22 protein-coding genes are annotated in these 26,939 nt (G+C 62.3%); 14 read left to right on the top strand and 8 right to left on the bottom strand.

Going from position 1 to position 26,939, the window contains the following annotated elements; genetic code table 11:
- Positions 1-174: 174 nt before the first annotated feature.
- From MU516_RS16040 to MU516_RS16025, 4 genes are read right to left on the bottom strand one after another with little or no spacing between them, the layout of a single operon-like run.
- Positions 175-2,838 (bottom strand): PriCT-2 domain-containing protein, encoded by a 2,664-nt coding sequence (locus tag MU516_RS16040; protein ID WP_260278283.1) that lies wholly within the window; start codon positions 2,836-2,838, stop codon positions 175-177.
- 21 nt (positions 2,839-2,859) lie between these two features.
- Complete coding sequence (locus tag MU516_RS16035) at positions 2,860-3,186, bottom strand: hypothetical protein (RefSeq protein ID WP_260278282.1); 327 nt, start codon at positions 3,184-3,186, stop codon at positions 2,860-2,862.
- Positions 3,183-3,428 carry a hypothetical protein gene (locus MU516_RS16030; protein ID WP_260278281.1) on the bottom strand — a complete coding sequence of 82 codons (246 nt, stop codon included), beginning with the start codon at positions 3,426-3,428 and terminating at the stop codon, positions 3,183-3,185. The genes MU516_RS16035 and MU516_RS16030 overlap by 4 nt, the downstream gene beginning before the upstream one ends.
- Before the next feature lie 26 nt (positions 3,429-3,454).
- The gene (locus MU516_RS16025; protein WP_260278280.1) at positions 3,455-3,910 is read right to left on the bottom strand and encodes a MerR family transcriptional regulator; all 456 of its coding nucleotides are present in this window, start codon (positions 3,908-3,910) and stop codon (positions 3,455-3,457) included.
- A 137-nt stretch (positions 3,911-4,047) separates the two neighbouring features.
- On the opposite strand from MU516_RS16025, the gene MU516_RS16020 reads away from it, so the two are divergent.
- Complete coding sequence (locus MU516_RS16020; RefSeq protein ID WP_260278279.1) at positions 4,048-5,151, top strand: site-specific integrase; 1,104 nt, start codon at positions 4,048-4,050, stop codon at positions 5,149-5,151.
- Positions 5,152-5,250: 99 nt separating this feature from the next.
- Here the strand turns inward: MU516_RS16020 and MU516_RS16015 are convergent, their stop codons facing one another.
- A complete protein-coding gene (locus tag MU516_RS16015) occupies positions 5,251-5,994 on the bottom strand; it encodes a hypothetical protein (protein WP_260278278.1) in 744 nt (247 codons plus the stop codon).
- A 268-nt stretch (positions 5,995-6,262) separates the two neighbouring features.
- On the bottom strand, positions 6,263-7,168 hold the full coding sequence (locus MU516_RS16010) for a LysR family transcriptional regulator (protein WP_260278277.1): 906 nt from the start codon (positions 7,166-7,168) through the stop codon (positions 6,263-6,265).
- 101 nt (positions 7,169-7,269) lie between these two features.
- On the opposite strand from MU516_RS16010, the gene MU516_RS16005 reads away from it, so the two are divergent.
- Complete coding sequence (locus tag MU516_RS16005) at positions 7,270-8,499, top strand: aminopeptidase P family protein (protein WP_260278276.1); 1,230 nt, start codon at positions 7,270-7,272, stop codon at positions 8,497-8,499.
- Between the two features lie 229 nt (positions 8,500-8,728).
- Positions 8,729-10,189 carry a sodium:solute symporter family protein gene (locus MU516_RS16000; protein WP_260278275.1) on the top strand — a complete coding sequence of 487 codons (1,461 nt, stop codon included), beginning with the start codon at positions 8,729-8,731 and terminating at the stop codon, positions 10,187-10,189.
- Positions 10,190-10,282: 93 nt separating this feature from the next.
- Here MU516_RS16000 and MU516_RS15995 read toward each other — a convergent pair whose 3' ends face one another.
- A complete protein-coding gene (locus MU516_RS15995; RefSeq protein WP_260278274.1) occupies positions 10,283-11,182 on the bottom strand; it encodes a LysR family transcriptional regulator in 900 nt (299 codons plus the stop codon).
- 174 nt (positions 11,183-11,356) lie between these two features.
- Here MU516_RS15995 and MU516_RS15990 point away from each other — a divergent pair, with 174 nt between their 5' ends.
- From MU516_RS15990 to MU516_RS15960, 7 genes are all read left to right on the top strand, one after another.
- Entirely contained in the window at positions 11,357-12,079 is a 723-nt protein-coding gene (locus MU516_RS15990) for an isochorismatase family protein (RefSeq protein ID WP_260278273.1), read from the top strand.
- An 89-nt stretch (positions 12,080-12,168) separates the two neighbouring features.
- On the top strand, positions 12,169-13,215 hold the full coding sequence (locus MU516_RS15985) for a TRAP transporter substrate-binding protein (protein WP_260278272.1): 1,047 nt from the start codon (positions 12,169-12,171) through the stop codon (positions 13,213-13,215).
- 73 nt (positions 13,216-13,288) lie between these two features.
- Positions 13,289-13,882, top strand: a complete 594-nt coding sequence (locus tag MU516_RS15980; protein ID WP_260278271.1) for a TRAP transporter small permease subunit — start codon at positions 13,289-13,291, stop codon at positions 13,880-13,882.
- A 1-nt stretch (position 13,883) separates the two neighbouring features.
- Positions 13,884-15,167 (top strand): TRAP transporter large permease, encoded by a 1,284-nt coding sequence (locus MU516_RS15975; protein ID WP_260278270.1) that lies wholly within the window; start codon positions 13,884-13,886, stop codon positions 15,165-15,167.
- Positions 15,168-15,192: 25 nt separating this feature from the next.
- Entirely contained in the window at positions 15,193-17,274 is a 2,082-nt protein-coding gene (locus MU516_RS15970) for a hydantoinase/oxoprolinase family protein (RefSeq protein ID WP_260278269.1), read from the top strand.
- Positions 17,275-17,297: 23 nt separating this feature from the next.
- Positions 17,298-19,073, top strand: a complete 1,776-nt coding sequence (locus tag MU516_RS15965) for a hydantoinase B/oxoprolinase family protein (RefSeq protein ID WP_260278268.1) — start codon at positions 17,298-17,300, stop codon at positions 19,071-19,073.
- A gap of 74 nt (positions 19,074-19,147) precedes the next feature.
- A complete protein-coding gene (locus MU516_RS15960; RefSeq protein ID WP_260278267.1) occupies positions 19,148-20,653 on the top strand; it encodes an NCS1 family transporter in 1,506 nt (501 codons plus the stop codon).
- 52 nt (positions 20,654-20,705) lie between these two features.
- Here MU516_RS15960 and MU516_RS15955 read toward each other — a convergent pair whose 3' ends face one another.
- A complete protein-coding gene (locus MU516_RS15955; RefSeq protein WP_260278266.1) occupies positions 20,706-21,698 on the bottom strand; it encodes a GlxA family transcriptional regulator in 993 nt (330 codons plus the stop codon).
- Between the two features lie 101 nt (positions 21,699-21,799).
- Between MU516_RS15955 and MU516_RS15950 the strand changes: the two genes are divergently transcribed.
- From MU516_RS15950 to MU516_RS15935, 4 genes are read left to right on the top strand one after another with little or no spacing between them, the layout of a single operon-like run.
- Entirely contained in the window at positions 21,800-23,053 is a 1,254-nt protein-coding gene (locus tag MU516_RS15950) for a sarcosine oxidase subunit beta family protein (RefSeq protein ID WP_260278265.1), read from the top strand.
- Positions 23,054-23,064: 11 nt separating this feature from the next.
- Positions 23,065-23,355 carry a sarcosine oxidase subunit delta gene (locus MU516_RS15945; protein WP_260278264.1) on the top strand — a complete coding sequence of 97 codons (291 nt, stop codon included), beginning with the start codon at positions 23,065-23,067 and terminating at the stop codon, positions 23,353-23,355.
- On the top strand, positions 23,352-26,342 hold the full coding sequence (locus MU516_RS15940) for a sarcosine oxidase subunit alpha (RefSeq protein WP_260278263.1): 2,991 nt from the start codon (positions 23,352-23,354) through the stop codon (positions 26,340-26,342). Before MU516_RS15945 ends, MU516_RS15940 begins: the two co-directional genes overlap by 4 nt.
- Before the next feature lie 10 nt (positions 26,343-26,352).
- Complete coding sequence (locus MU516_RS15935; protein ID WP_260278262.1) at positions 26,353-26,883, top strand: sarcosine oxidase subunit gamma; 531 nt, start codon at positions 26,353-26,355, stop codon at positions 26,881-26,883.
- The last annotated feature ends 56 nt before the right edge of the window (positions 26,884-26,939 follow it).

Genomic DNA, 26,939 nt, shown 5'->3' with positions numbered 1-26,939 from the left:
GGGTGATCCGGCCCGCCCCTGTAAACTGTCATGTTTTCATGCATGGTGGCATGATGCATGGCGTCACGTGTCGCGACGTCCCACGTCGCTGACACTTCGGGCGACAAACACAGATTTGGGCCGGGACAAGTCCACCAAACCCACCAAACCCACCAGACGGATCGGGAATGAGCGTCACGCATCGGCATTGCTCCGGAGAACTTCAGAACCGTTGTTGATCGGCGCCGTCCCGGTTTCCGCGATCTCCAGCTGCCACCGCGCGCGCCCTGCCGACACGCCCGCCGAGATCAGGCGCAGCCCGTTCACGATGCGGTTCTGCTGCCCGCCGATCCACTTGCCGAGCCGCCCGCCGTTGATTGCGCCGCCTTCGCCCGCCACGCGCAGCAGGGCCTCGCGGAACTCGGGGTGGGTGAACTCCGACCGCCCGTATAGCTGCGAGCGCTGTTCCGTCGCGCGTTCGATGATCTCGCGAACGCTGACTCGGTCCATGCCGATCACCTCACGCCATTGCTCCAGCACGGTGGTCAGGGCTTCCAGCTTCGGGTCGGCCCCGCGCATGCCCTCCATCGTGATGCAGGGATCGGCCTCGCCGAGCCAGATCAGCGCGTCGCGCACCCAGCGCGACCAGTCGGTGAAGGAGCCGAGCGGCGCTCGCATCTGGGGCCGACCCGCGATGTGGAAGGCACGCAGCACCGTCAGCCCGGCCGCGACGTAGTCGCCGCGCTGCGCCGTCACCATGGCGAGGGGATCTCGGTCGAAGGCGCGCAACTCGGGCCGCTCGACGCCCGCGTCCAGCGTCGCCCGGATGGCGCGGCGGGTCATGTCGCCCTCGAGGGTCAGGTTGTTGCCGGTGGCGAAGACGGCGGCGTTGCTAGGCACTTCGGCGTTGACGGACTTGCCGAGGATGCGGACCTTGAGGCTGGTCTGGGTGAGGGTCTGGCACAGAAGCTCGCCACCCAGCGGTTCCTCGCAGTTGTCGATGGCGATCAGCACGTCGCCCGCGATGAGCGCCGCGCCCAGCCGCTTCTCCATCTCCTCCTCGGACTTGCCCTGCGCGATCACCGGCGCGGGGCGGGCGGTGGCGATCTGGCTTGCCAGGTCGACCAGCATGGATTTACCCGTCCCGGCCGTCGGCGCGTTGAACCCGTGTAGCGGAGCCGTGGGTAGCGACCGGCGGATCAGCGCGGTGAGGATCCCGGAGAGCGCGACCGAGCGGTCCGCGTCGGTGACGAACGGGAAGGTCGAGATCAGGTCCTTGAGGAAGCCGAGCGCGCGCAGTGCGGTCGCCTGGTCGGGATCGCGCGGCAGGGCGGGGAAGCGCACGTCCTGCGGGTCGAACAGCAGGCCGGTCTGTGGATCATAGCCGGGCAGATCGAGGATCGAGCCGTCGGGCCGCAGCGTCGGGCAGTTGATGATGCCGGTCAGTACCGGCAGGCGCCACTGGCCCTCACGCGCTAGAAAGGTCTCCGCGATCCGATGGGGGCAATCGGAATTCACCCATTCCTCGGCGCGCTTGTCGAACCGCTTGAAGGAGACGACGCGGGTGAAGGCCTCAGCCATGTGATGAGCCTTGACGTCCACGAGCCGCGGCGCGTCGATCTTGCGGCCGTCCGAGATTGCTACTGGCACCATCGCCGGGCGCACCACCATGCTGCCGCGCTGATAGTAGCCCAGCTCTGCGTGCAGCAGCGCCCCCTCTGCCATGTCGATGATCGTGGGCATCTGTCCTGCAAAGAGATAGATGATCGGCCGCCCGGCATCGTCGTGCGTGGGCAACTCGTCGTTGTCAGGCGCGCCGTCGTGCTCGACTTGCTCACCAGCGCGCAAGCGGTGCGGCTTCGCGGCCCGCCAGCCGTTCTGCCGCGCCAGCCAGAACAGCGTGCCGACGGTGACGCTGCGCACGCTGGCGAAGCTCTCCCATTTCTCGGCGGTGACGGCGGGATCGTTCTTGGCCGCCTCGGCCGACCAGGTCTCCCACAGGTCGCGGCCATCGGGACCGAGCGCGGCGTAAAGGGCGAGGCCGACCTTTATCCACTCGTCATAGGGAAGGTCGTTGTTGGGGATGCAGGCGACGGCCTCCTCGACCAGCTGGCGCGATGGGGTCTGGTTCCGCTTAAGCCCCGCGACCTTGCGCCCCTCGCGGTCGATGTCCCGGCGATCGGCGGCGGTCTGGCCGCCCGCGGCGCGTAGATAGCGGTCGGCGGCATCGACAAAGCGGCGCGCGCGGTCCTGGTCGAGCAGGGGCAGGTCCGACATCGGTACATCAAGGGGAGAAGCCTCCGGCCAGACATAGGGTGCGCGGGTGTCGGGGTGGACGCCAAACCCCACGAACTGCTGGCCGGTCGCAAGGATCTCGATCCGCGCTACCGTGCCGTCGAGCATCTGGAATTCCGGTGTCTGCACCTTGTCGAACGCCGCCTCGGTGCGGAAGGCGAGCAGGCATTTTGGGGCCTTGCCGATACGCAGGAGCGGTGTGGGGCCGAGGATGTCGAGAGCTATCTCCTGTAGTCGTCGCGCATGATCCGGATCGAGAACGTCGATGTCGACGCCGATCAGAGCGCCGCAGAGCAGGCCCGTGTTGGTGCAGTTGCGCTGCGCCTTCGTCCAGCGCGCGATCTCGGCCTCGTCGGCGCTGGCGCAGACGGTCTCCCAGCCCTTCATCATCGGCCGCTTGCCTGCGGCCTTCATGGCGACATGCGCGCCCAGCACCGGAACCGGGCGATAGCCGTGGCGATGGAGCTGCAGGCGCAGTTCGGTCGGATCTTCAGGCGCTCTGGAGGGATGCGCCACGGCGGAAGCATCCGCCACCGAATCGGCGCCAGCCTGGTCGTCGGTCACGCGGACGGCGTCCTCCATGGCTCAGTACCCCACGTCCCAGCTCGCGAATGCGTCGCGCGAACGGTCCTCCCGGGCGAGCCGCTTCCAGGAAAAGGTGCTTTGACCGGAGTAGACCGACGTCCTCAGGTGCCGCGGATCCTGCCGTGGCGGCACCATTCCGTGGAGATGGATCTCCAGTTCGGTCCGCAGGCGGTCGAGCTCGACCAGGCACTTCCGGGCCTGCGCATGATGGATCGTGTCGGAGATCGCCTTCTCGACCAGGTCCAGCATCTCGGCCCGGCAATGACGGATCGCGTTGCCATAGCGAACGTGGTCGTCGGGCGTGATGAGGAGGGGTGCCACTCTCATTGCGCAGCCTCCTGCTGCTCGATCCAGTCCAGAAGCCGGGATTTCCGCGCGCAGATCACGTTGCCCATCCTGAAGGTGGGCATCCGCACCTTGGCCTCGCCAGCATAGTAGTAGACCTTCCGCCGCGCCTTCGCGTCGCCGAAGACGAAGATCGCAATGGCGTCTGCGCCGCGCAGCAGATCGTCGGCCAGCGTCGGGCAAACCTCTCCCGTGGCGGGTCCAGCCCGCAAATGCTCCTGCATGATGTCCTCCGAAGTTTCTGGTGGGGTCAGGCGACGCCGAGGGAGGCCTGCACCCGGTGTTCGAGTTGCTCGAGGTTCACCACCGCGAAGGCGCGAACCTTCGGATCGGCGACGATGCCGGCGATCTCGGCGGTCGGGACGATGCTGCCCGAGGTGATATCGATCTCGCCCTCGATGTCGGGGTTGGCCTCGGTGGCGCTGACCTGCCGGAAGACCGTGCTGATCACGAACAGCGCCCCACGCCCGTCGCGGAACCGCAGCTGCGCCGTGTGCATCGAGACGACCGCAGGCGAGAGCCCGAGTCGGCTGAACTCGGCAACCGCGCCGACAACGATGGCATCCTCGTAGGTGAACTTCCGGGCTTTGCCGGTCTCGACCGGGTTTTCCGGCTTGAAGTGGCCGCGCGAGATCCATGCCTCGACCTGATAGCGGGTCAGCTGCGCCGCATCCGCGAGCTGCTGGATGGTGAATTCCTGGTTCATGGCGATAACCTTTGACAGTTCGTCTGAGCTATGGATAGATGACCTCCGACACACTGTCAATGGCATTCGTCCGCCTCGGAAATTCGGGCCTTGCTTGTCCCGAGAACCTGAGCGTGATGAAGCGTTGGAGGACGCGCATGGCCACGATCCGGAAGAGAACATTGCCCTCGGGCCTGGTGCGCTGGCAGGTGGATTTCACCGACCAGGCCGGCAAGCGCCGCTCGAAGCTGTTCCCGCGCCGGAAGGACGCCGACGTCTATCTGGTGAAGGTCCGCTCGCTGGTCGCCAACAACACCTATCTGGCCGACAGCGAGAGCATCACCGTGGCCGACGCCGCCAAGGCGTGGCTCGACCATTGCGAGGTCCGGTGCAAGACGGGGCGGCGGATGGAGCGGTCCACCCTCCGCGGCTACAGCGACTACGTGCGCCTGCACGTCACGGATCCCGAAATCGGGATCGGGGACAAGCTGATCGTCCAGCTGACCCGCCGCCATGTGAACGAGTTCCGCGACCGGCTGCTGCTGAACGGCCGATCCGAGCATCTGACCCGCCGCGCGCTCTCGGTGCTGAAGCTGCTGCTCGACCACGCCATCGACAACGGCCAGCTGTTCACCAACGCCGCGCAGGGCGTGCGGGTGATCAAGTCGAGCCGGATCGACTACAAGGCGCCGGTGCCCTCGAAGGAGACGATCCGCGCGCTGATCGAGGCGGCCGAGGAGGACTTCAAGCCGCACCTAATCGTGTCGGCTCTTGGAGGCCTGCGCGCCTCCGAACTGCGGGGCCTGCGGTGGCAGGACGTGGATTTCGACAAGGGCTTCATCCACATCCGCCAGCGCGCCGACGCCTACAACCAGATGGGCGAGCCGAAATCGCGCGCGGGCTATCGCGACATCCCCGCCGGGCCGATGGTGCTGAACGCCCTGCGCCGCTGGAAACTGCGCTGCCCGAAGAGCGATCTCGGGCTGGTCTTCCCCGCGCCGCGCGGTGGCGTCCTCCAGCACACCAACACGCAGTCCCGGTTCCGCACGCTGCAGGAGCAGGTCGGCGTGAAGCTGCGCTGGCACGACCTGCGCCATTTCGCGGTGTCGCTCTGGATCGAGCAGGGCTTCTCGATCAAGGAAGTGATGACCTTCGCAGGTCATTCCTCGATTCAGATGACCATGGAGCGCTACGGCCACCTGTTCCCGTCGCCCGACCACCAGAACGCCATGGCCGAGGTCGAGGCCAAGCTGCTCGGGTGACCGATTCTGAGTGGCGGGAGCAGAATGCTTCGCTTGCCTCTCCCCGGATGCCGGGGATGCACTCTCGCCCAAGCCCCTGTGCTAGGGCCCTGAACGGCTTTATCGAAACGGATCAGGCTCATAGGCAGCTTTGGCCACCACCTTGCTGGCATCCCCACGGGATCGATAGCGGCCGATCATGTCGCCGCTGGCGGTGTCATCGACCTCCTGCACCCGATAGAGCGTCAGGCTCTTGTCGCTGTTGGGCTTGAGTTGGAAGACCCGGCTGTTCTTGCGGCAATAGAAATACTTCGAGCCCTTGATCTGGGTCCACGGACAATCGGCATAGGACAGGAGGCGCCGCTCCCGCTCCAGGCGCGCCGCTTCCGACCGCCGCTCCGCCTCCGCACGCTCCTCGTCGCGCAGGCGCTGCCACTGCGCGCCCACATAATCGGCCAGCCGCCCGATGATGGCGGGCATTTCCGTGCCAGCCTCTTTCTCGGCCTGGTAGATGGCCAGACATTCGGCCTCGAGCTTCGGTTCCGGATCTCCGAGGTATTCCTCCTCGATCATGGCCTTCATGCGCTGCTCGAGATCGGTCATCGTCAGGGCAGGGCCAGGCAGGCCATTCAGGAAGGCGAGCATGTCGTCCTTCGGGATCCAGCACTCTATCGCTGAGGCCAAGACCTTGTCCCGCGGGCCTTCCCATTTCTTCCAGATGGAACTGTCCTGATCCAGTCTCGTGACGATCTCGAGGGCCAGCTTGGCCACGGAGCGCTGCTCTCGCATATGACGCAGGGAAGGACTGCGCACATAGTCGGCCAATAGACTGTAAACTACCGAGGTTCGCTGATTCATGAACATGCGGGGTTTTCCCGTTTATTCCCAATGGTTTGCGTCTGCTCCGTGCGACACGACGCCGACGTCGCCTACCCAAAATCTCTCTAAATATTTGCTTTTGAAAGACTATTCCGGCCCCGTCGGGTTGCCTCATAACCTGAAGGTCGTAGGTTCAAATCCTACCCCCGCAACCAAAATATTACACAAAATCAAACGCTTGGATGCCGACTAAAGCAGTCAGGCACCACAAGCGCGCATCCACATCAACGCCACATCAACGTTGAAGGAGGAGTCAGGAAAATGTGCGTTCTTCGAATAGCCACTTCAAAAATGTTTCCCTCATGCGCATAACGTATTGTCTGCGTGCTGGAACTCCGGAGATTACGAGATAGTAGCCAAACTCTTCCAGAACAGTAACGTCAGACAGTTTGATCAATCGACCATCGACAAGATCCGGTTCGATCATGGCAACTGAGCAAAGCGCGATACCCTGCCCGGACAGGGCGCCGATGCGCAGCAGATTGAAGTCTTCGAAGATGGGTCCGGGAAGCTGTCCCTCTGACACAGGGTGCCCGACCTTTGCCAGCCAGGTTTTCCAGCCGCTGTCATCCGTATCGTGAAGCAGGTCCAAACCCAGCAATTCAGCCGCGCCGATGCCTTGTGCGCGCTCACTCGACAGCAATGAGGGGCTGCACACGGGCACGCTTTTTCCGGACAGGAAAAGCTTGGCAGTGAAATCCTGCCCGCTTGGTTCACCCTTCGAAAATACGAATGCAAGATCTACATCACTGAAATCTATGTCGTCGCCGTGATGCGCATAGACGATCCTGAGCGATATCTCAGGATATTGCTTGCGGAAGCGTGGCAGCCTTGGGATCAGCCAGCAGGTTGCGATCGATGGGATGGCCGCGATTACAAGTGTGTTGTCCCTTTTCTGCGGACGCATGCGGTCGCAGGCGGAATCGATACGGTCAAAGGCAAAGGCAAGCTCGCGCGAGAGGGCCTCACCTCTCTGGTTCAGGATCGGCACCCTGCCGCTTCTGTCGAACAAGGGCGCTCCCAGCCACTCTTCAAGATGTTTGACCTGATGGCTGATCGCCGGCTGGGTCACGAACAGCAGTTCTGCGGCAGCGCGGAAGCTGCCTGATCGCGCGACGGCGTCAAAGGCGCGCAGGGCGTTGAGCGGCGATAGAGTCATGACAGTCACATTATAATAACTAATCAGACGATTATATATCGTCTTTTGACGCTGGGTAAAGAGAGGCGCAGAATGAGGGAGATTTAATCAGGAGGAGCGACATGACAACTCGGGACCGAATTCAAAGCTTCGCCGGGAACGGCAAGAAGGTGGCGCCGACATTCTCGGCGGCCGAGATGCAGCGCCGGCTGGACGCTGTTCGTGGCTACATGGCCAAGAACGGTATAGATTCGGCGCTTTTCACGTCCTATCACAACATTAACTACTATTCGGACTTCCTGTATTGCCAGTTCGGCCGTCGCTATGGCTTCCTTGTCGATCATGACAAGGCGACATCAATCAGCGCTGGCATCGATGGCGGCCAGCCCTGGCGTCGGACCTTCGGTGAGAATGTCACCTATACCGATTGGCAGAAGGATAATTATTTCCATGCCATCCGTCAGATTGTCGGCGCGGCCAAGCGGATCGGGATCGAGTTCGATCACGTCAATATCGACCTGTTGAACCTGCTGAAGGCCGAATTTCCCGGTGTCGAATTCGTCGACATCGCCGCGCCGGCCATGCGGTTGCGCATGGTCAAATCGGCAGAGGAAATCGCGCATATCACCGAAATGGCGCGCATTGCCGATGTTGGCGGCGCGGCCTGCGTCGAAGCGACGGCGGTGGGTGTGCCGGAACACGAAGTCGCGCTGCATTCGACGGCCACGATGGTCCGCGAAATCGCCAAAACCTGGCCGCATGCCGAGTTACTGGATACCTGGACCTGGTTCCAGTCGGGTGTAAACACCGACGGCGCGCATAACCCGGTGACCAGCCGCAAGATCGAACGTGGCGACATCCTGTCGCTGAACTGCTTCCCGATGGTTGCGGGCTACTATGTCGCGCTGGAACGGACGCTGTTCGCGGAAGATGCCAGCGACGAACATATCCGTCTGTGGGAGTTCAACTGCAAGGTCCATGATCGCGGCAAGGAACTGCTGGTTCCGGGCAAGAAATGTTCCGAAATCGCGGCCGAGCTGAACGAGATGTATGCCGCCGAAAACCTGCTGCAATATCGCAGCTTCGGCTATGGCCACAGCTTTGGCGTTCTCTGCCATTACTACGGCCGCGAGGCGGGGTTGGAACTGCGCGAAGATTGCGAAACGGTTCTGGAACCCGGGATGGTCGTATCGATGGAGCCGATGATCACCATTCCCGAAGGCCAGCCCGGCGCGGGCGGCTATCGCGAACACGACATTCTGGTGATCGAAGAAGCCGGCAATCGCAATATCACCGGCTTCCCCTACGGTCCCGAGCATCTGATCGTGAAGGGCAAGGCCAAGGCGGCTTGAGCGAAACATGGGCTTCCGCCGCTTTGGCGGGGGCCCTTTTCAATGCGAAGAAGGGGAATGACCGATGCTCAATTCTTGGGTTCTGGACTGGTTCATCATTCTTAATGTCGCGACGCTTGCCGTCGGCGCATTGGGACTTCTGATCGGAGCGATCCGTCAATCCTGACCGGTCGTATCGGGCGCGGGAGGCGCCCGGTCATTGGTCTGACAGCAGGTGGGGAGGACTGCCATGCAAGAATATCTTTGGCTTAACTGGCTGATCATGCTGGGCTCGATTGCCGGGCTTCTTTGGCTGGGCTGGAAATCCAGCGCGACGGTGCATGCGGACGGCGATGACGAAAGCGGATTTCTGATTGCCGGGCGTTCGCTTGGCCCGTTTGTCGGGGCGGCGACGATTGTGGCGACGGGGTATTCCGGCTGGGGCTTCATGGGCTCACCCGGCGTCGCCTATCAGTTTGGCGCGATCGAGCTTCTGGGCAATTTCATGTTTGCGCCGGCGATGGTCATCGCGGTGTTGTTTTTCGCACGCTTTCTGTCGAAACGTGCAGAAGAGATGCATAGCTGCACGATCCCGGAATACGCGGCGCGCACCCATGCAGACGGGATGCTGGGCCGTTGGGTTCAGGGTGTCGCGGCAATCATGACGATCGTGCTGCTGCTGGTGTTTCTGACCAGCCAGATCAAGGCGGTGGGCATTCTGGCGGCTGGCTGGCTGGACCTGCCCGAAGCCTGGGGTGCGACGCTGATGATCGCGATCATTATCATCTATACCGTGGCGGGCGGTCTGTTGGCCGTGGCCTGGACCGATGCGCTGATGCTGGTGGGCATGATGATTGCAGCGGTCATTATCTGCATTCAGATCTTCGGCGATATCGGCCCGTTGCAACTAGTCGCGGCCCTGAATGATATCCAGCCGGATCTGGTCAATCCATCCACCGCGCAGCCCTATGGCACGACGCCGACGGCGGTGTTCATGGTTCTGCCCTATGCGTTCATGTTCTCGGCGGTGCTGCCTTATATGGCGGTACGCTTTCTGGCGTTCCGGCCGGATGTGAAGTTCACCACCGTCGCGGCCTACGTGGCGCCGTTTGCCTGTATCCTGTCGCTGATCCCAATTGTGGGACTTTACATGCGGGTGCAGATGCCGGATCTGGCCGAGGCCGACAAGGCGATGCCGGTCTATCTGGAAACATTCCTGCATCCCGCGCTTGGTGGTTTCATCACCCTGTGCATCCTGTTCGCCATGCAATCGACGGCAAATTCGCTGTTGCACACCGTGGCTTCGGCCGCCTCGCATGATATGCGTCTGGCGTTGTTTCCGCGGCACAAGAATCCGGCGACGGTCCTGTTCATCAACCGTGCCGCGGTGGTCGTCCTGGGTCTGGCGGGTCTGCTGATGATGCTGTTCGCGCCGCCGTTCCTTCTGTCATGGCTGGGCATTCTTGGCACCGGGACGCTGTTGGCCGCGCTTGTCGGGCCGATTTTTGTAGCGTCCTTCTGGCGCGGCAACGGCTGGGGCGCGCTGGCAAGCATGATCAGCGGCTTTACCGTATCGGGCAGCATGTTGCTGTGGACGCAGGCAGGTTGGGTCGTAGGGCCACTTACGGGCTGCCTTGTCGCGACGGTTTTCTACGTCGTGGTCAGCCTGGTAACGGGCGGGCGGTTTGTACCAAGTCCAAGCACCGCCTGAAGCAGTTGAACCGCAGGTCAAGGCGTCGGGCGTTTCCGGCGCCTTGACTGTTCCGTTGCAGTGCCGCCGATTGTGATCGCAACACGCAGGCTATCACCTTTCCACTCTGCGATGCTTGGCCATGGCCACGAAATTTGTGACGGCCCGCCCGTGATTGGTTCGTTTCCAGACCATGACCGTTTTTATTCTGAACAGGCTGTGGTGCAGAGGGCGCACTTCGACATTGTTGCCCAGATAACCAATCAGGCTTTCGGGATAGACGGTGATGCCAAGCCCCGCCGCCACCAGACCGATCAGGGCAAGCGTGTTGCTGGCCTCAAGGTCGGGCTTCAGGGTAATGCCGAGTTGTCCGAACATGTCTTCCAGCCGGTATCGGTATTCGCCCCATTCGGACATGTCCCCAAGGATTACCGAATAATTCGCGATGTCGACAGGTTCGAGCGTGCGCGCCCGCTGGATGGGGTGACCCTTGGGCGTCACGACATAAAGCATGTCATCGGACAAGGTGACGTTATGACAGTCAGGATTGTCGTAAGGCCCAATCAGGAAGCCGACGTCGATCTCGTCATTGGCGATCGCGATTTTCTGCGCCTGCGTGTGGATATAGCGCATCTCGACAGACACATCGGGGTGCTCTGACTTGAAGCGCGATACGGCCCTTGGCATCAGTTCGGTCGCCGCAAAGGCCATATATCCGATGCGAACCCGGCCCGTCAGCCCTGCGGCGACCCGGCGCGCCTCGTCAATCGACCGCATGCAATCGTCCAGATTGCGCGATATGCCGCGATAAAGACTGACCCCGGCGGTTGTCATCGTGACCTCTCGGGTCGAGCGTTCGAACAAGGCGTAGCCCAACTCGACCTCCAGCTTCTGGATGCGGCGGCTTAGGGCCGATTGGTCCAGCGCAAGTCGATCCGCTGCCCGGCGAAAGCTGAGTTCCTGCGCGACGACAAGAAAGGACCGCAGCAGCGCGGTCTCGGGGATGGCCTGCATAACGCGGTCTCCAATTAATGCTTCTGGTGCATTAACATCTGGTGAAATGACAATTCAGCGCGATCCGATTCTGCGTCATCGTATTCATGAAGGCAATGGAGCAGCGACCTCTGACTGCCTCTCTGATCGACAACTGCGCCGAAAGAAAAGGCAAATCAATGATGGAGAATCTGGATGAGTGATATCGACAACCGCGAACTTGATCGCATGCTACAGGCTGCGTTCGATGCATCGACCAAGCTATATCAAGAACGCGGATTTCAGCGTCGCGTGGGCTTCGGCAAGCGCCCGGCGCTTGTCAGCGTCGATCTTGCGAATGCTTGGACCCGCCCCGGCAATCCGTTCACCTGTGATCAGGAGAAGATGGACAATGAGATCATTCCCGGCATGCAGCGTCTTCTGAAGGCGTTTCGCGCCCAGAACCTGCCCGTAGTTCACGTCACGACGGCCTATGAGATCACCGACCGTAATGCCCCCTTCACCGACATGGGCCTGTGGCACGACAAGATCCCGGTTGATGTCGTGGATCTGGCCGACAAGGATCTGTGGGCGATCGACAGCCGGATCGCGCCGGTCAAGGGTGAATACACCCTGCTGAAAAAGCGCGCATCGTCCTTCCACGGAACCGAACTTGCAGGAATCCTGCGTGCAAATAACGTCGATACAATCCTTGTGACCGGGGTAACCGCCTGCGCTTGCGTGCGTCAGACGATCTGCGACGGCATCGCCGACGGCTTCCGCCCGATCGCCGTGCGCGAATGCATCGGCGACCGTGTGCCCGGCGCGGTGGCCTGGAACCTCTTCGATATCGACGCCAAGTTCGGCGACGTCAAATCCGTCGATGAATGTGTCGACTATATCGACGGTCTCGCCGCGCTGAACACCGCGGCCGAGTGATCCCGCCGCCCCGCCCGAGCATCGGGCGGGGCGATTTTCTTGAACGGCACCGAAAAACCAACAACGCCGTCATCGACAGGAGAGACACAATGAAATCGATCCTTGCCATCACCGCAGCCCTCAGCGCGGTCTGCGCACTTCCCGCCGTCGCCGAGATCACCCCCCACGACTTCAAGGTCATCGGCACTTGGGGCAACCTAGAATCTTGGCAGTCGCTGGAGAAGCCTTTCTGGGCAGAATCCCTGCCCGAGGCGACACGCGGCGCGCTGACTGCAGAGGCGATCCCGATCACCGAGGCAGGGCTGAAGGGCACCGAGGTGATGCGCCTGGTCAAACAAGGCGTTTTCGAGGTCGCCCACGGTCTCGGCAGCTATGTCGCCTCGGAAAACCCGGCGATCGAAGGTGTCGATCTGTCCAGCATCGCGCCGGATTTCGCGACCATGCATGCCATCGCCGACGCCTACAAGCCCGAGATGGACAGGATCTTTCAGGAAACCTACGGCGCCCGCATCCTGTCCCTGCATCCTTGGCCGGCCTCGATGATCTATTGCCGCGGTCCGGTGTCTGGCATCTCGGATCTCGCCGGAAAGAAAATCCGCGTGCACTCTGCCACGCTGGGTGATTTCGTCGAGGGGGCCGGCGGCGTCACCGTGACATTGCCCTTTGCCGAGGTGGTTCCCGCGCTGGAAAAAGGCGTGGCCGATTGCGCCATCACCGATCCCGTATCGGCTTACAAAGCAAGCTGGCAGGAGGTGGTCGATTATGTCTTCGCGCTGCCCGTCGGATACTCGATCACCTTCACGGCCATCAACAACAGCGTCTGGGACAAGCTGGACGAGGAATCGCGGACGGCCTTGTCCGATGCGCTGGCAGAGATGGAATCGAAGGGCTGGCAGCAGGCCGAAGCGAACCAGGCCATCGGGGTCGCCTGCCTGACGGGTGAGGGAGAATGTCCGTGGGGCGAGCCGGGAAAAGCCGCGTTGACCACACCATCCAGCGAGGATGAGGCGGCGCGCCAGAAGATCCTGAGCGAGTTCGTTCTGAAAAGATGGGGTGAACGCTGTGGCGCAGACTGCGCCGACACATGGAACGCGACAGCGGGCAAGGCGGCAGGGCTGAGCGTTCCGAAGCCCTGATCGCGCCTGCGCGGATGCCCGGCGCATCCGGGCATCCGCAGGTTCATAACGGTCAACAGGAAAGTTGTTGCAGATGTATGATCAACTGCATGCCTTCGCGACCCGTCTATCCCGCTACGCGGCCTGGCTGGGAGGGGCGATGATGCTTTTCGCCGCCCTCATGGTCAGCGCCGATGTCCTTGCCCGGCGGCTGTTTGGGCTGACCATGGGCGGGTCGGACGAGATCTCGGGCTATCTTTTCGCGATAGCGACCTCGCTTGCCTTCCCATACGCCCTGCTGACGCGGTCCAATGTCAGGATCGACGCCGCCTACGCCCTGTTGCACCCGCATGTGCGCGCCGCGCTGGACCTTCTCGCCATCATCTGCATGGCGCTGTTCTCGGCGCTGGTGACGTGGCGGGCGGTGCTTGCCGTCGGCGAAACCTGGAACAGCGGCGCGCGCGCGATCACCCCCCTGCAAACCCCTCTAATTTTTCCGCAAAGCCTGTGGCTGACTGGCTGGATCGCCCTGTGCCTTTGCGCGCTGCTCGTGCTGTGGGGCGTAGCGGCGGCGCTGCTGCGCGGCGACCTTCGCCGTGCCAGCGAACTCGCTGGCGCGATGACCCAGGAAGAGGAAATCGCGGCAGAGACCGGGACCATCACCATCGCAGAGCGGAAGGAGGCCTGACATGCTTGGCGTCACGACCGGAATATTGTTCGGGATGATCGGTCTTTCGGTGCCGATCGCTGCAGTTCTTGGGCTTCTAGCCTTGATCCTCGCGCAGATCTATTCGCCCATGCCGCTGTATCGCGCGATGGGTGACCTGTTCTGGACGAACAGCATTGACTTCATCCTGATTGCCGTGCCGCTATTCATCCTGATGGGTGAGATCCTGTTGCGGTCAGGTATCGCCAGCCGGATGTATCGCGCCCTGGCGCAGTGGCTCAGCTGGTTACCCGGCGGTCTCATGCATTCGAATATCGGTGCCAGCACGCTGTTTGCCGCCACCTCGGGTTCGTCGATCGCAACTGCGGCGACAATCGGGACGGTGGCCCTGCCCGAGGCTAGGCGCGACGGCTATCACGAACCGCTTTTCATGGGCACGCTGGCCGCCGGCGGCACCTTGGGCATCCTGATCCCGCCGTCGATCAACATGATCATCTATGGGCTGCTGACCAATAGTTCGGTTCCCAAGCTCTATCTTGCGGGGTTTGTCCCCGGTCTGCTGCTTGCAGGACTGTTTGGCCTGACCGTCCTTCTTGCCTGTCTCGCCCGTCCGGGGTGGGGCGGGCGCGAGGTGAAGACAAGCTGGAAGGGTCGCATCGCCGCGCTGCCTGACCTTCTGCCGCCTCTGGGCATCTTTCTTGTGGTCGTCGGATCGATCTATGCGGGTCTTGCGACGCCGACAGAGGCCGCCTCGCTTGGCGTCGTCGCCGCGCTTCTGCTGGCCGCCGGAAACCGCACCCTGACCTTGGCGATGCTGATTGCCGCCATCGAAGGTACGATGCGGACGACCGCCATGGTCATGCTGATCGTGCTGGCGGCAATGTTTCTGAACTTCGTCCTTTCGGTGATCGGGCTGACCGCGCTTCTTGCCAATGCAATCGAGGGGCTGGGCCTGTCGCCGATGCAGACCATGCTGGTGATCGTCGCCGGATTCCTGGTGCTGGGCTGCTTCATGGAGGCGATGTCGTTGCTGCTGATCGCGACACCCCTCGTCGCGCCGATCGTGGCCGGGTTGGGCTATGATCTCGTCTGGTTCGGCATCCTGATGATGCTGCTTCTGGAAACGGCGCTGATCACTCCGCCGATTGGGGTCAATCTCTATGTCATTCAGGGCGTGCGCGGGACGGGTTCGATGAACGACGTGATCCGGGGCGCCGTGCCATTCGTGATCGCGCTTCTCGTGATGATCGGCCTTCTGCTGGCATTTCCGCAGATCGCGCTCTGGATGCCACAGAAATTCGGATGAACGAACAACAGGAAGGGAAATGGACATGGCAAGGATAGGCGTGGACGTCGGAGGTACCAACACGGATCTGGTGCTTGAGACAGATGGCGGGGTCTTCTACCATAAGGTTCCGACGACCCTGAAAAATCAGTCAATCGGCGTTGTGGAAGGCGTTCGCGGGATCTGCGAACTGGCCGGGATCGACACCTCTGCGGTCGAGACCATCGTGCATGGCACGACGACCGCGACCAACATCACCATCGAACATAATGGCAGCGAATGCGGGATGCTGACCACGCAGGGGTTCCGCGACATTCTGCACATCGGGCGCCACAAGCGGCCGCATAATTTCAGCCTGCATTTTGACGTGCCCTGGCAAAGTCAGCCACTGGTCAAGCGCCGCAATCGGATCGCCATTGCAGAGCGCATTCTGCCACCGACCGGCGAAATCGAAACCCCGCTGGACGAGGATGCGGTGCGCCAGGCCTGCGCCCTGTTTCGCAAGCGTGGCATCGATTCCATCGTCATCGGTTTCATGTTCGCCTTTCTGAACGACAGCCATGAACGCCGCGCCCGCGAGATCGTCCTTGAGGAAATCCCGCACGCCTATGTGACGCTTTCCTCCGAGGTCGCCAACGTGCTGCGCGAATACGAACGCTTCTCGACAGCGGCGATGAACAGCTATGTCGGGCCGAAAACCGCCTATTATCTGCGGGATCTGGAGGCGCGGCTGCGCGATTCCGGCGTCGGGGCCAAGCTGCGGATCATCCAGTCGAATGGCGGCGTCTCGACGGTCGATGCCTGCGCCAGACGGCCGGTGCGGATTCTGATGTCGGGGCCGGCGGGTGGTGTCATCGGCGGCGCGTCCGAGGGTGAGTTGGTCGGCACCGGCAATATCATCACCGTCGATATCGGCGGCACCTCGGCCGATATCAGCACCATTCCCGATCATCAGATCAAGATCATGAACCCGCGCGATACCTATGTGTCGGGTCACCCGGTTCTGACACCGATGATCGACCTTGTCACGATCGGCGCCGGTGGTGGATCGGTAGCCTTTATCGACGATGCAGGCGGCTTCAACGTCGGGCCGCGATCGGCCGGGTCAGAACCGGGTCCGGCATGCTATGGCCGGGGCGGCACCGAGCCCACCGTGACGGATGCGCAGATCGTGCTGGGCCGGCTGGACCCGGACATGGCGCTTGGCGGCGATCTGCAACTGGATGCCGATCTGGCCCGCAAGGCGGTTGAGGAAAAGATCGCAAAGCCGCTTGGGCTGACGGTCAGGGACGCGGCGCTTGGGATCATCAAGATCATCAATTCCAACATGGCGCTGGCGATCCGGTCGAACTCGGTCGCGCGCGGTGTTGATCCGCGCGAATTTTCGATCATGCCCTTCGGCGGCGCCGGACCGCTGCATGGCACCGCGTTGGCCGAGGCGGTGTCGGCCAAGGATGTGATCGTGCCGGTCGCGCCCGGCATCACCGCCGCCGTCGGCCTTTTGAAGACCGATCTGCAATATGAACATACCGCGCCGGTCATCATCGAACTTACCAAGGCCGGTGACGCAGAACTGACTGGCATCAATCAGGCGGTCGCGGAGTTGAAGGCCGATATCGGGGCGGAGCTTGATGCTGATGATATTCCGGCAGATGCAAGGCATATCGAGTTGGTGGCCGAGTGCCGCTATCACGGGCAGGGGTTCGAATTGCGGGCGCAAATGCCCGAAGGCGAGGTAACGGCCGAAAATCTTTCGACCATCATCGACAGTTTCCATGATCAGCACGAACTGGATTACGGCTATGCCTATCGCGACGCCGGGGTAGAGCTGATCACCCTGCGCGCCATCGGATCGGCGGCTGCGCGCAAGATCACCATCCCCGAGGTACCCGACACCGACGGATCCAGCACTGATCGCGCATTGATGTTCGTGCGCCCGACCACCTTCGATGACGGCAGCACGCTGGAAACGCCGCGCTATGACCGGGGCAAGCTGTACGCGGGCGATGTCATTCAGGGGCCTGCCATTCTGATCCAGCACAATTCAACGACGCTGGTGCCGCCCGGCTACGTCGCCGAAACGCTGAAACATGGCAACACACGCGTTCGCCTGGCCGGCGTCGAGTGAGAGAGGACAAGATGATGAACATCATGACGAAAACCGATGCCAGCGTCGAGGTCGACCCCATCACTTTGCAGGTCATCCGCGGCAGCTTTGAGACCATCGCCGAAGAGATGGGGCATGTGCTGTACCGCATGTCATTCTCGTCGATCATCCGGGAAAGTCAGGATCTGGGTGCGGGGTTGTTCGACACGGATTACAACACATTGTGCGAGTCGGAATCGACGCCGATGCATATCGGATCGATCCCCGGTTATCTGAGGGGGATCGAGGAAACCCTGGAGGATGGCGAATGGTACGAGGGCGACGTGGTCGTCCACAACCACCCGTATCACGGTGCCTCGCATACGCCTGACCTGGCGGTGGTCGTTCCGGTTTTCTATCAGGGGCGGCTGGTCGGCTTTGCAGGCAATACTGCGCATCATGTCGATATTGGCGCTGCGACGCCGGGTTTGATAATCGACGTGCCGGACGTCTTTGCCGAAGGGATGCTGCTGGCGGGGGTCAAGCTTTATCGCAAGGGCAAACCCAACAATGCGATATGGAACTTCATCCGCATGAACAGCCGCGCGGCGCAGCAACTGGTCAGCGATATCGAGGCGCAGGTCGCCTCGGCCCGGCTGGGCGCCAAGCGCTTTGTCGAACTGATCGAAAAATATGGCGAGGGCACGGTGTTTGCCGCCGCCAATCAGCTGATGGATTATTCCGAGCGGATGATGCGTAAGCGGATCGCCGAAATTCCCGATGGCGAATACACCTCGGAAGGGTGGCTGGACGATGACGGGCGCAACCGCGAACAGCGCCTGAAGGTCAAGGTGACGCTGCGGGTGACGGGCGATGAGGTCGAGGTGGATCTGACCGGCTCGGCCGATCAGACGCCGACCGCCTATAACGTGCCCTTCGAGGGCTCGACCAAGGTTGCCGCCTTTGCCGCATTCCGCAAATTGCTGCTGGACACGGCGGTATCGGATACACGCGTGCCTTCGAACGAAGGTTCCTTCAGGCCGATCAAGGTGACAGCGCCCCTAGGTTCGATTTTCAACCCACGTGCGCCCGCCTCGGCCGAAGCGCGCTTTACCCAATGCAATCGCATGATCGACCTGATCATCCGCGCCTTGGCGCCGGTAATGCCGGACAAGGTGATCGCCGGGTCTTCGGCCTCGATCAGCTTTGCGGCATATTCCGGCGTGCGCCCGTCGGGCGATTACTGGGTCTTTCTGGAGGTGAACGAGGGGGCCTATGGCGGTCGCCCGCGCAGCGACGGGCCAGACAGCATCGACAATCTGATGGCCAATACCCGCAACAATCCGCTGGAAGATCTGGCGATGCACATTCCGATGATCTGCGACCGGTACGAGTTGCGCGACGACGCACCTCCGGGGGCTGGTCAGTTTCGGGGCGGCATCGGCGTGGTCAAGGCACAGCGGGTGCTGACGCCGGCCTTCATCACGCATGAATCCGAACGCCACACCGATGCGCCCTGGGGTGCGTTTGGCGGGCGCGAGGGCACGGTCGGGAAATGCCTGATCTACAATTCGGACAATCCCGATGAGTTGCGCGAGATGCCGTCGAAATTCTCTGGGCTGGAAGTCGGCGCCAATGATGTGATGGCCTATTACAGCCCGAATGGTGGCGGCTATGGCGACCCGCTGAAACGAACGCCGGCAAAGGTATTGGAGGACGTTCTGGACGGTTTCTGTTCGCTGGAAGATGCCCGCGATGTCTATGGCGTGGTGATCGACCTTGAGGACGAAAGTCTTGATGTCGAGGCCACAGGCGCATTGCGAAAGAAGATGTCGGCGTAAGCACGCCCCCCGTCCCGGCGCAGAAATCGCGCCGGGATATGCAATAAAACAAACTGCGACAGGGAACGAACATCATGGAAATCTCGGAAACGCTTGAGGGTGACAGGCGCGGTGACGACGCGCTGATCGAGGAAGCGATCCTGCCCACCAATTTGAGTCAACGCCCCATCGGGATGCTGGGCTATGCATGGATCTGGGTCGGGATCGCGGTCATCATCGCGACCTATTCGCTGGGAGCTGGTGGTGTCGAAGGCGGCATCCCGCTGGCTCAGGTCATCGGCATCATTGCGTTGGCCAATCTGGCCATCGGTGCCTTCATGTTGCTGACAGCCGATATCGGCACCGAACATGGACTGTCCTTCGCGGTCTATCTGCGCGCGCCATTCGGGGTGCGCGGCACCCATATACCGGCACTGTCGCGCGGCGTTGTCGCGGCAGCGTGGTTCGGTATCCAGACCTATCTGGGGGCGCTGGCCCTGAACGGCATCGGACAGTATTTCCTGGGATTCGATTCATGGTTCCTGTGGTATCTGGTCTTCGCGGCGCTTCAGGTCGCCAATACCGCCATGGGCATCAAATCGGTTGAACGACTTGCCTCGCTTGCCGCACCGGCGATCATCGCGATCTCGATCTGGATGTATTTCACGCTTGAGGGTGTCGCCCAGACCGAGGGCATCAATATCTGGACCTGGCAAGGTGCCGAACAGATGAGCATCGCGATCCTGTTCATCTCGAACATGGCGTTCTGGTCGACCATGGCCATCGACATCCCGAACCTGACCCGCTTTCTTGCGGTCGAGCCGGGAACGCGCAAATTCACTCGCCGCAACCGCAATGTCTTCTGGGCGCAGCTTGTGGCGCTGCCTATCACGCAGGCATTGATCGCGGGGATCGGGGCGGTCAGCTTTATCGCCACCGGGAACTGGAACCCGGTCGAGGTGATCCAGGGGCAGGGGCAGGGTTTGTCGCTGATCCTGTTGCTGGCACTGGTGGTGTTGGCGCAGTGGTCGACCAACAACTCTGCCAACCTGATCCCGTCTGCGCTGACCTTCATCAACTTCGCGCCGCGGGTCATCAACTACAAGATGGCGGTGGTTATCGCAGGCGTGGTTGGCACGCTATGTATGCCCTGGCAACTGCTGGACAACCTGTTCGTGTTCCTAGGGTATTATGGCGCCTTCCTGTCGGCCATCGGCGGGATCATGATCGCCGATTACTATCTGCTGAGGCGCCGCCGCCTGAATGTGCCAGAGCTTTACCAGATGGAGGGCCAGTTCAGCTATGCGGGCGGGTTCAACCCGGCGGGCCTGATCGCCTGGGTCATCGCCGGTGGGCTGGCGGCTTGGTATTCGCAATATGCGATCCTGATCGGCTTTCCGTTGGGCCTGATCCTCTATCTGCTGCTGATGAAAGCCTTTGTCCTGTCCCGCTATCCGCAGATCGAAATGGATCAGCCATCGGGCGATGCTTTTCTTGCCACCTCGGTCGGGGTCAGCTGGACCTATGATGAGGGCAAGGGCTTCAGCCGTCGTAGCCTTGCGGAAACCTCGGCCTCGGGCGCGCGTCGCGAAGATTTGTAGGCTGCGTCAGCGCCGTATCGGCCCGCCTTGGCAACCTGCTGAGGCGGGCTTTTCAGTCGTTGGCGCTTGTCCCATGGCGCCAGGCTTCGGGCGTTGTGCCCGTGCGTTCACGGAAAACCCTGATCAGGTGCGAGGCGTCGCAAAACCCGGCCTCGGCGGCGATCTGACTGATGCTTTGCCGGGACCGGGTCAGCAGCATGCGAACATGCGACAGCCGCACTTTCAGGAACGCTTCTGCAGGTGGCAGGGACAGCGATGCCGTGAAATGCCGTTCCAGCTTGCGGCGGCTGACGCCAAGCCGCGACGCAACCGTGGCGACATCGGGCGGTGCCTCCAGATTCTGCTGCACCATCAGCAAGGCACGACGCACGATCGGATCAGTGGATTTCAGTTCCAGCGGCAGACCGGGCTGGGGATTTTCGGCCGCCATGGCCTGATCGATGATCATGATATGCAGGCTTTTCTGCGCGGCGGCCTTGCCGATATGGCGATCAACCAGAAACGCCGCCAGATGCGCGGAACTGGCCCCTCCTGAACAGGTCAGCCGGTCCCGATCCACGACATAGATCTGATCTGAAACCGGATGCAGCCCGTCGAACTGTTCCAGAAAATCGTCATGGTGAAACCAGCTGACGCAGCAGCGATATCCTTGCATCAGCCCGGCGCGATGCAGAATGAATGCCCCCGTGCAGACACCGACAAGAGGAACGCCCGATTCCTCTGCGCGGTGAAGGAATGCGGTGGACTCGGGGGTTAGCCGGTCCATCTCATCGATCAGCCCGCCGACAACGACGATGTAGTCGAAGCGCCCTGGATCACCCAGCCGTTCGTCGGGCGTTACCGCAATGCCGCAGCTGGACCGAATGGGGTCGGACGAGGTTGAAAGAACCCGCCAGCTGCAATGGATCGGGCGGGACCGATCGCCCTCATCCGCAGCAAGGCGCAGTACGTCGACGAAATTCGAAAACGCCGACAGCGTAAAGCGGCGGGCCAGAACGAACCCGATGCGAAGGCGTGGTGAGGGTATCTCGGATATCTGCGCCATGGCGCAAATATAACATCGTACTGGCGGAAAAATACAGTCATCTCCGACAAGAATCGGGCATTCCTGCTGATGAGTTTCCACCGCCCGCAAGGACAGGTTCGATGACACATTTCTCTGCGATGTCGCTGCTGAAGAACGCGCTGACGGGTCACAAGAACTGGCGCGCGCAATGGCCCGACAGTCAGCCCAAAGCCGAATATGACGTGGTGATCGTGGGGGCGGGGGGGCACGGGCTGGGCGCGGCCTATTATCTGGCGAAGGAACATGGCATCACCAATGTCGCGGTCATCGACAAGGGCTGGCTGGGCGGTGGCAATACCGGGCGGAACACGACGATCATCCGGTCGAACTATCTCTATGACGAAAGCGCGCGGCTGTACGATCACGCGCTGGATCTGTGGGAAAACCTGTCGCAGGATCTGAATTACAACGTCATGTATTCCAAGCGCGGCGTGATGATGCTGGCGCATAGCGTCCATGACGTGCAGTCGTTTCAGCGCCACATTCACGCCAACCGCCTGAACGGTGTCGACAACCGCTGGCTGACACCGGCCGAGGCCAAGAAATTCTGCCCGCCGCTGAATATATCGCCCGATGCCCGCTACCCGGTGATGGGCGCGGCGTTGCAGATGCGGGCCGGAACCGCGCGGCACGACGCCGTGGCCTGGGGCTATGCCCGCGCGGCGGCGGCGCGGGGGGTCGATATCATCCAGAACTGCCCGGTCATCGCGATCCGGCGCGGCGCGGATGGCGCGGTCGAGGGGGTCGATACCGCCAAGGGCTTTATCAGGGCCAAGAAGGTCGCCGTATCGGCAGCGGGCAATACCAGCGTCGTCATGGAAAGCGCGGGTGTGCGGATGCCGCTTGAAAGCTATCCGTTGCAGGCGCTGGTCAGCGAACCGGTCAAGCCGATCTTTCCCTGTGTCGTCATGTCGAACACCGTCCACGCCTATATCAGCCAGTCCGACAAGGGCGAATTGGTGATCGGGTCGGGAACCGACCAGTATACCAGCTATAGCCAGCGGGGCGGCCTGCCCCTGATCGAACATACCGTCGCCGCGATCTGCGAGGTGTTTCCGATCTTCAACCGCATGCGGATGCTGCGCAAATGGGGCGGTATCGTGGATGTCACGCCCGACCGCAGCGCCATTCTGGGCAAGACGCCGGTGCCGGGGCTATACGTCAATTGCGGCTGGGGCACGGGCGGGTTCAAGGCCACGCCGGGCGCGGCCCACACATTGGCCTGGACCGTGGCCAAGGACGAACCGCATCCGATCAACGCCCCCTTCACGCTGGAACGTTTCACCACCGGCCGGCTGATCGACGAAGCTGCCGCCGCCGCCGTCGCACATTAAGGAGCACCGACATGCTGCTGATCAATTGCCCCTATTGCGAAGAAACCCTGCCGGAACTGGAATTCGCCTATGCGGGCGAGGCGCATATCGATCGCCCCGCCGATCCCTCGGCCCTGACGGATGAGGAATGGCGCGACTTCCTGTTCATCCGCACCAACGCACGCGGCACGCATTTCGAGCGCTGGCGCCATATCGGCTGCGGGCGGTTCTTCAATGCCGCGCGCGACACGGTAAGCGACCGGTTCCTGACCACCTACAAGGCGGGACAACCCCGCCCCGACCTCAAGGAGGCCGCAGAATGAACCGCTATCGCATCCCCGGACGCGGCCGCGTCGATCACGATGCCCCGGTCAGCTTTACCTTCGATGGCAAATCCTATCAGGGACTGCGCGGGGACACCGTCGCCTCGGCCCTGCTGGCCAATGGCGTTCACCTGATGGGACGATCGTTCAAATACCACCGTCCGCGTGGTGCCGTCACCGCCGGGTCCGAGGAACCGAATGCCCTGATCGGCACCTCGCGCGGGCCGGGCCGGTTTGAACCCAACACCCGCGCCACCATGCAGGAACTGCGCCAAGGGCTGGTCACCGAAAGCCAGAACAAATGGCCGCGCCTGTCCTTCGACATCGGGGCCGTGAACGATCGCGCCTATATGCTGTTCTCGGCCGGTTTCTATTACAAGACCTTCATGTGGCCACGCAGCTTCTGGGACAAGGTCTATGAGCCTTTCATCCGTGCTGCCGCGGGTCTGGGCAAATCCCCCAGCGAGGAAGATCCCGACACCTATGCCTCGCGTTACCTGCACACGGATGTGCTGGTGGTTGGCGCCGGACCGGCGGGGATCGCTGCGGCCCACAGCGCCGCCCTGGCGGGTGCGCGGGTCGTGCTGGTGGACGAGAATTCCGAAATGGGTGGCTCGATCCTGTCCGATCCATCGGTGCGGGTTGATAAGGCCGGATCCTGGACATGGCTGGCATCGCGGCTGGCGGAACTGCGCGCGCTTGGCGTCCGCATGATGACCCGCACGACCGCCATCGGCTATTACCATCAGAACATGGTCGCGCTGTGCGAAAGACTGACCGATCATCTGGACGATCTGCCGCAGGATGCCCCGCGCGAACGGATGTGGCGGGTCCGCGCGCAGCAGGTGATCCTTGCACAGGGCGCGCTGGAAAAGCCTCTGGTCTTTGACGGCAACGATCGCCCCGGCGTGATGCTGGCGGGTGCGGCGCAGACCTATCTGAACCGCTATGGCGTCCGCGTCGGTGACAACGTCGCCGTGCTGACCAGCCATGACAGCGCCTGGTACGCTGCCTTCGATCTGGCCGATGCCGGCAGCAGGATCGCGGCCATCATTGACACCCGCGATGATCTGCGCGCCGATCTGGCCAATGCAGCCGCGACGCGCGGCATCCGCGTGCTGAAGGGCCATACCGCCACCGGCACCAAAGGCCGGTTGCGCATTGCCTCGGTGCGGGTGAACCCTGTCGCGGGCGGCCGCGTCGGCAAGCCCGCCAAGATCGCCTGCGACGCGCTGCTGATGTCGGGCGGCTGGACGCCGTCCCTGCACCTGTTCTCGCACACCAAGGGGTCGCTCGCCTGGGATGCGGACAGCAAGACCTTCCTGCCCGATCACAAGACCGAGGCCTGCCAGATCGCCGGTGCGGGCCGCGGGCTTTGGGGATACGAGGCCGCCCTTGTCGACGGCAATGCGGCCGGAATGGCGGCGGTGAAGGCGATGGGGCTCACCATCTCGGAAGGTCGCTTCGAGGTCGAGGGCGACCGCCCCGGCACCGGCAGCAGCCAGAAGGAACTGCCCACCGACCGTAGCGCCGGCAAGGCCAAGGCCTTCGTCGATTTCCAGAACGACGTGACCGCCAAGGATCTGCGGCTTGCCGTGCGCGAGGGCATGCGCTCGATCGAGCATGTCAAACGTTACACGACGAACGGGATGGCCACCGATCAGGGCAAGATGTCGAATATCAACGGCCTGATGATCGCCGCCGACGCGCTTGGCAAGGAACCGCCGCAGGTCGGTCTGACGACCTTCCGACCCCCCTATACGCCGACCAGCTTCGGCGCCTTCGCGGGCTATATGCGGGGCGAGACCTTCCAACTGACCCGCAAGACGCCCATCGATGGCTGGGCCGAGGCGCATGGCGCCGCCTTCGAGCCCGTCGCGCAATGGCGTCGCGCCTGGTATTTCCCGCAGCCGGGCGAGGACATGCATGCCGCCGTGGCACGTGAATGTCGCGCGACCCGCGCATCAGTGGGAATCTTCGATGCCTCGACCCTTGGCAAGATCGAGGTCGCGGGGCCGGATGCGGTCGAGTTCATGAACCGCATGTATACCAACCCCTGGACCAAGCTGGGCATTGGCCGCTGCCGCTATGGCCTGCTGCTGGGCGAGGATGGTTTCATTCGCGATGACGGTGTGATCGGCCGCATGTCACCCGATCTGTTCCACGTCACCACCACCACCGGGGGTGCCGCGCGGGTTCTGAACATGATGGAGGATTACCTTCAGACCGAATGGCCCGATCTGAATGTCTGGCTGACCTCGACGACGGAACAATGGGCCACCATCGCCCTGAACGGCCCCAATGCCCGCAAGGTTCTGGAACCGCTGGTCGATGGGCTGGACCTGTCGGGCGCCGCCTTCCCGCATATGTCGGTCGCCGAATGCAGCGTCGCGGGCCTGCCAGCCCGGCTGTTCCGCCTGTCCTTCACCGGCGAGCTGGGTTTTGAAATCAACGTCCCCGCGCGCCACGGCCTGACGCTGTGGAACGCCTTGATGGAAAGCGGCAAGGCCTATGACATCTGCCCCTATGGCACCGAGACGATGCACGTCCTGCGTGCCGAGAAGGGCTATATCATCGTCGGTCAGGATACGGACGGCACGGTTACGCCGCAGGATGCGGGCCTGACCTGGGCCATCGGCAAGAAGAAGCCCGACTTCGTCGGCAAGCGTTCGCTGGAACGTCCTGATCTGGTGACGTCGGGCCGCAAGCAACTGGTCGGTCTGCTGACCGAAGATGGCAGCAAGCTGGAAGAGGGCGCGCAGATCGTGCTGGACCCGAACCAGCCCAAGCCGATGAAGATGGTCGGGCATGTCACCTCGTCCTATGACTGCGGCACGCTGGGCTATCCGATTGCCATGGCGGTGATCGAAGGCGGGCATGATCGCATGGGCGAGACGGTGCATATCCCGATGCCGGGCGGGATCCAGCGGGCGAAGATCACCTCGACCGTTTTCTATGACCCGGACGGCGAGCGGCTGAAAGCCTGAGGAGGATGTGATGAACATGCAGGAACACGATTTTGCCACTGCACCTGTGCAGATAAAGGAACTGGCCGATCTGGTGCGTTTCTCGCTTCGTGTCCGGCCGGAGCATCGCGCTGACATGGCAGCGGCGCTGGCGATGGAATTGCCCCAGAAGGTCGGCGACCGGGCGGGCTTTGCCACGGGCGAGACGCTGTGCCTTGGCCCTGACGAATGGCTTATCCTGACGACGGAGCCCGCGGCGTTGGTCGATGCCGCGCGAGAGGCCTATGCACGGCTGCCCCACAGCCTGACCGAAATCAGCGACCGGGAGATCACGTTGCGGCTGACCGGGCCGCAGGTTCTTGATCTTCTGGCAACGGGCTGCCCGCGCGATATCGAGGCGCTGGCCGAGGGGCGCGCCGTCCGCACCGTGTTCGACAGCGCCACGGTGGTGCTGTGGCGCGATGGCCCGGCCGAATTCCGCATGGATATCTGGCGCAGCTTTGCCCCGCATGTCCGCAGTCTCCTGGCGCAGGCCGAGGCCGAGCTGATCGCCGGTCTCTGATCGCGCCCGCATGTCGGCACGTCAAAATTCTTCGCCGAGATCCGGTTTGACCCTAG

It is taken from the genome of Paracoccus maritimus, from assembly GCF_025195095.1.
Classification (GTDB): domain Bacteria; phylum Pseudomonadota; class Alphaproteobacteria; order Rhodobacterales; family Rhodobacteraceae; genus Paracoccus; species Paracoccus maritimus.
This window is presented reverse-complemented; position numbering and strand designations above follow the sequence as displayed.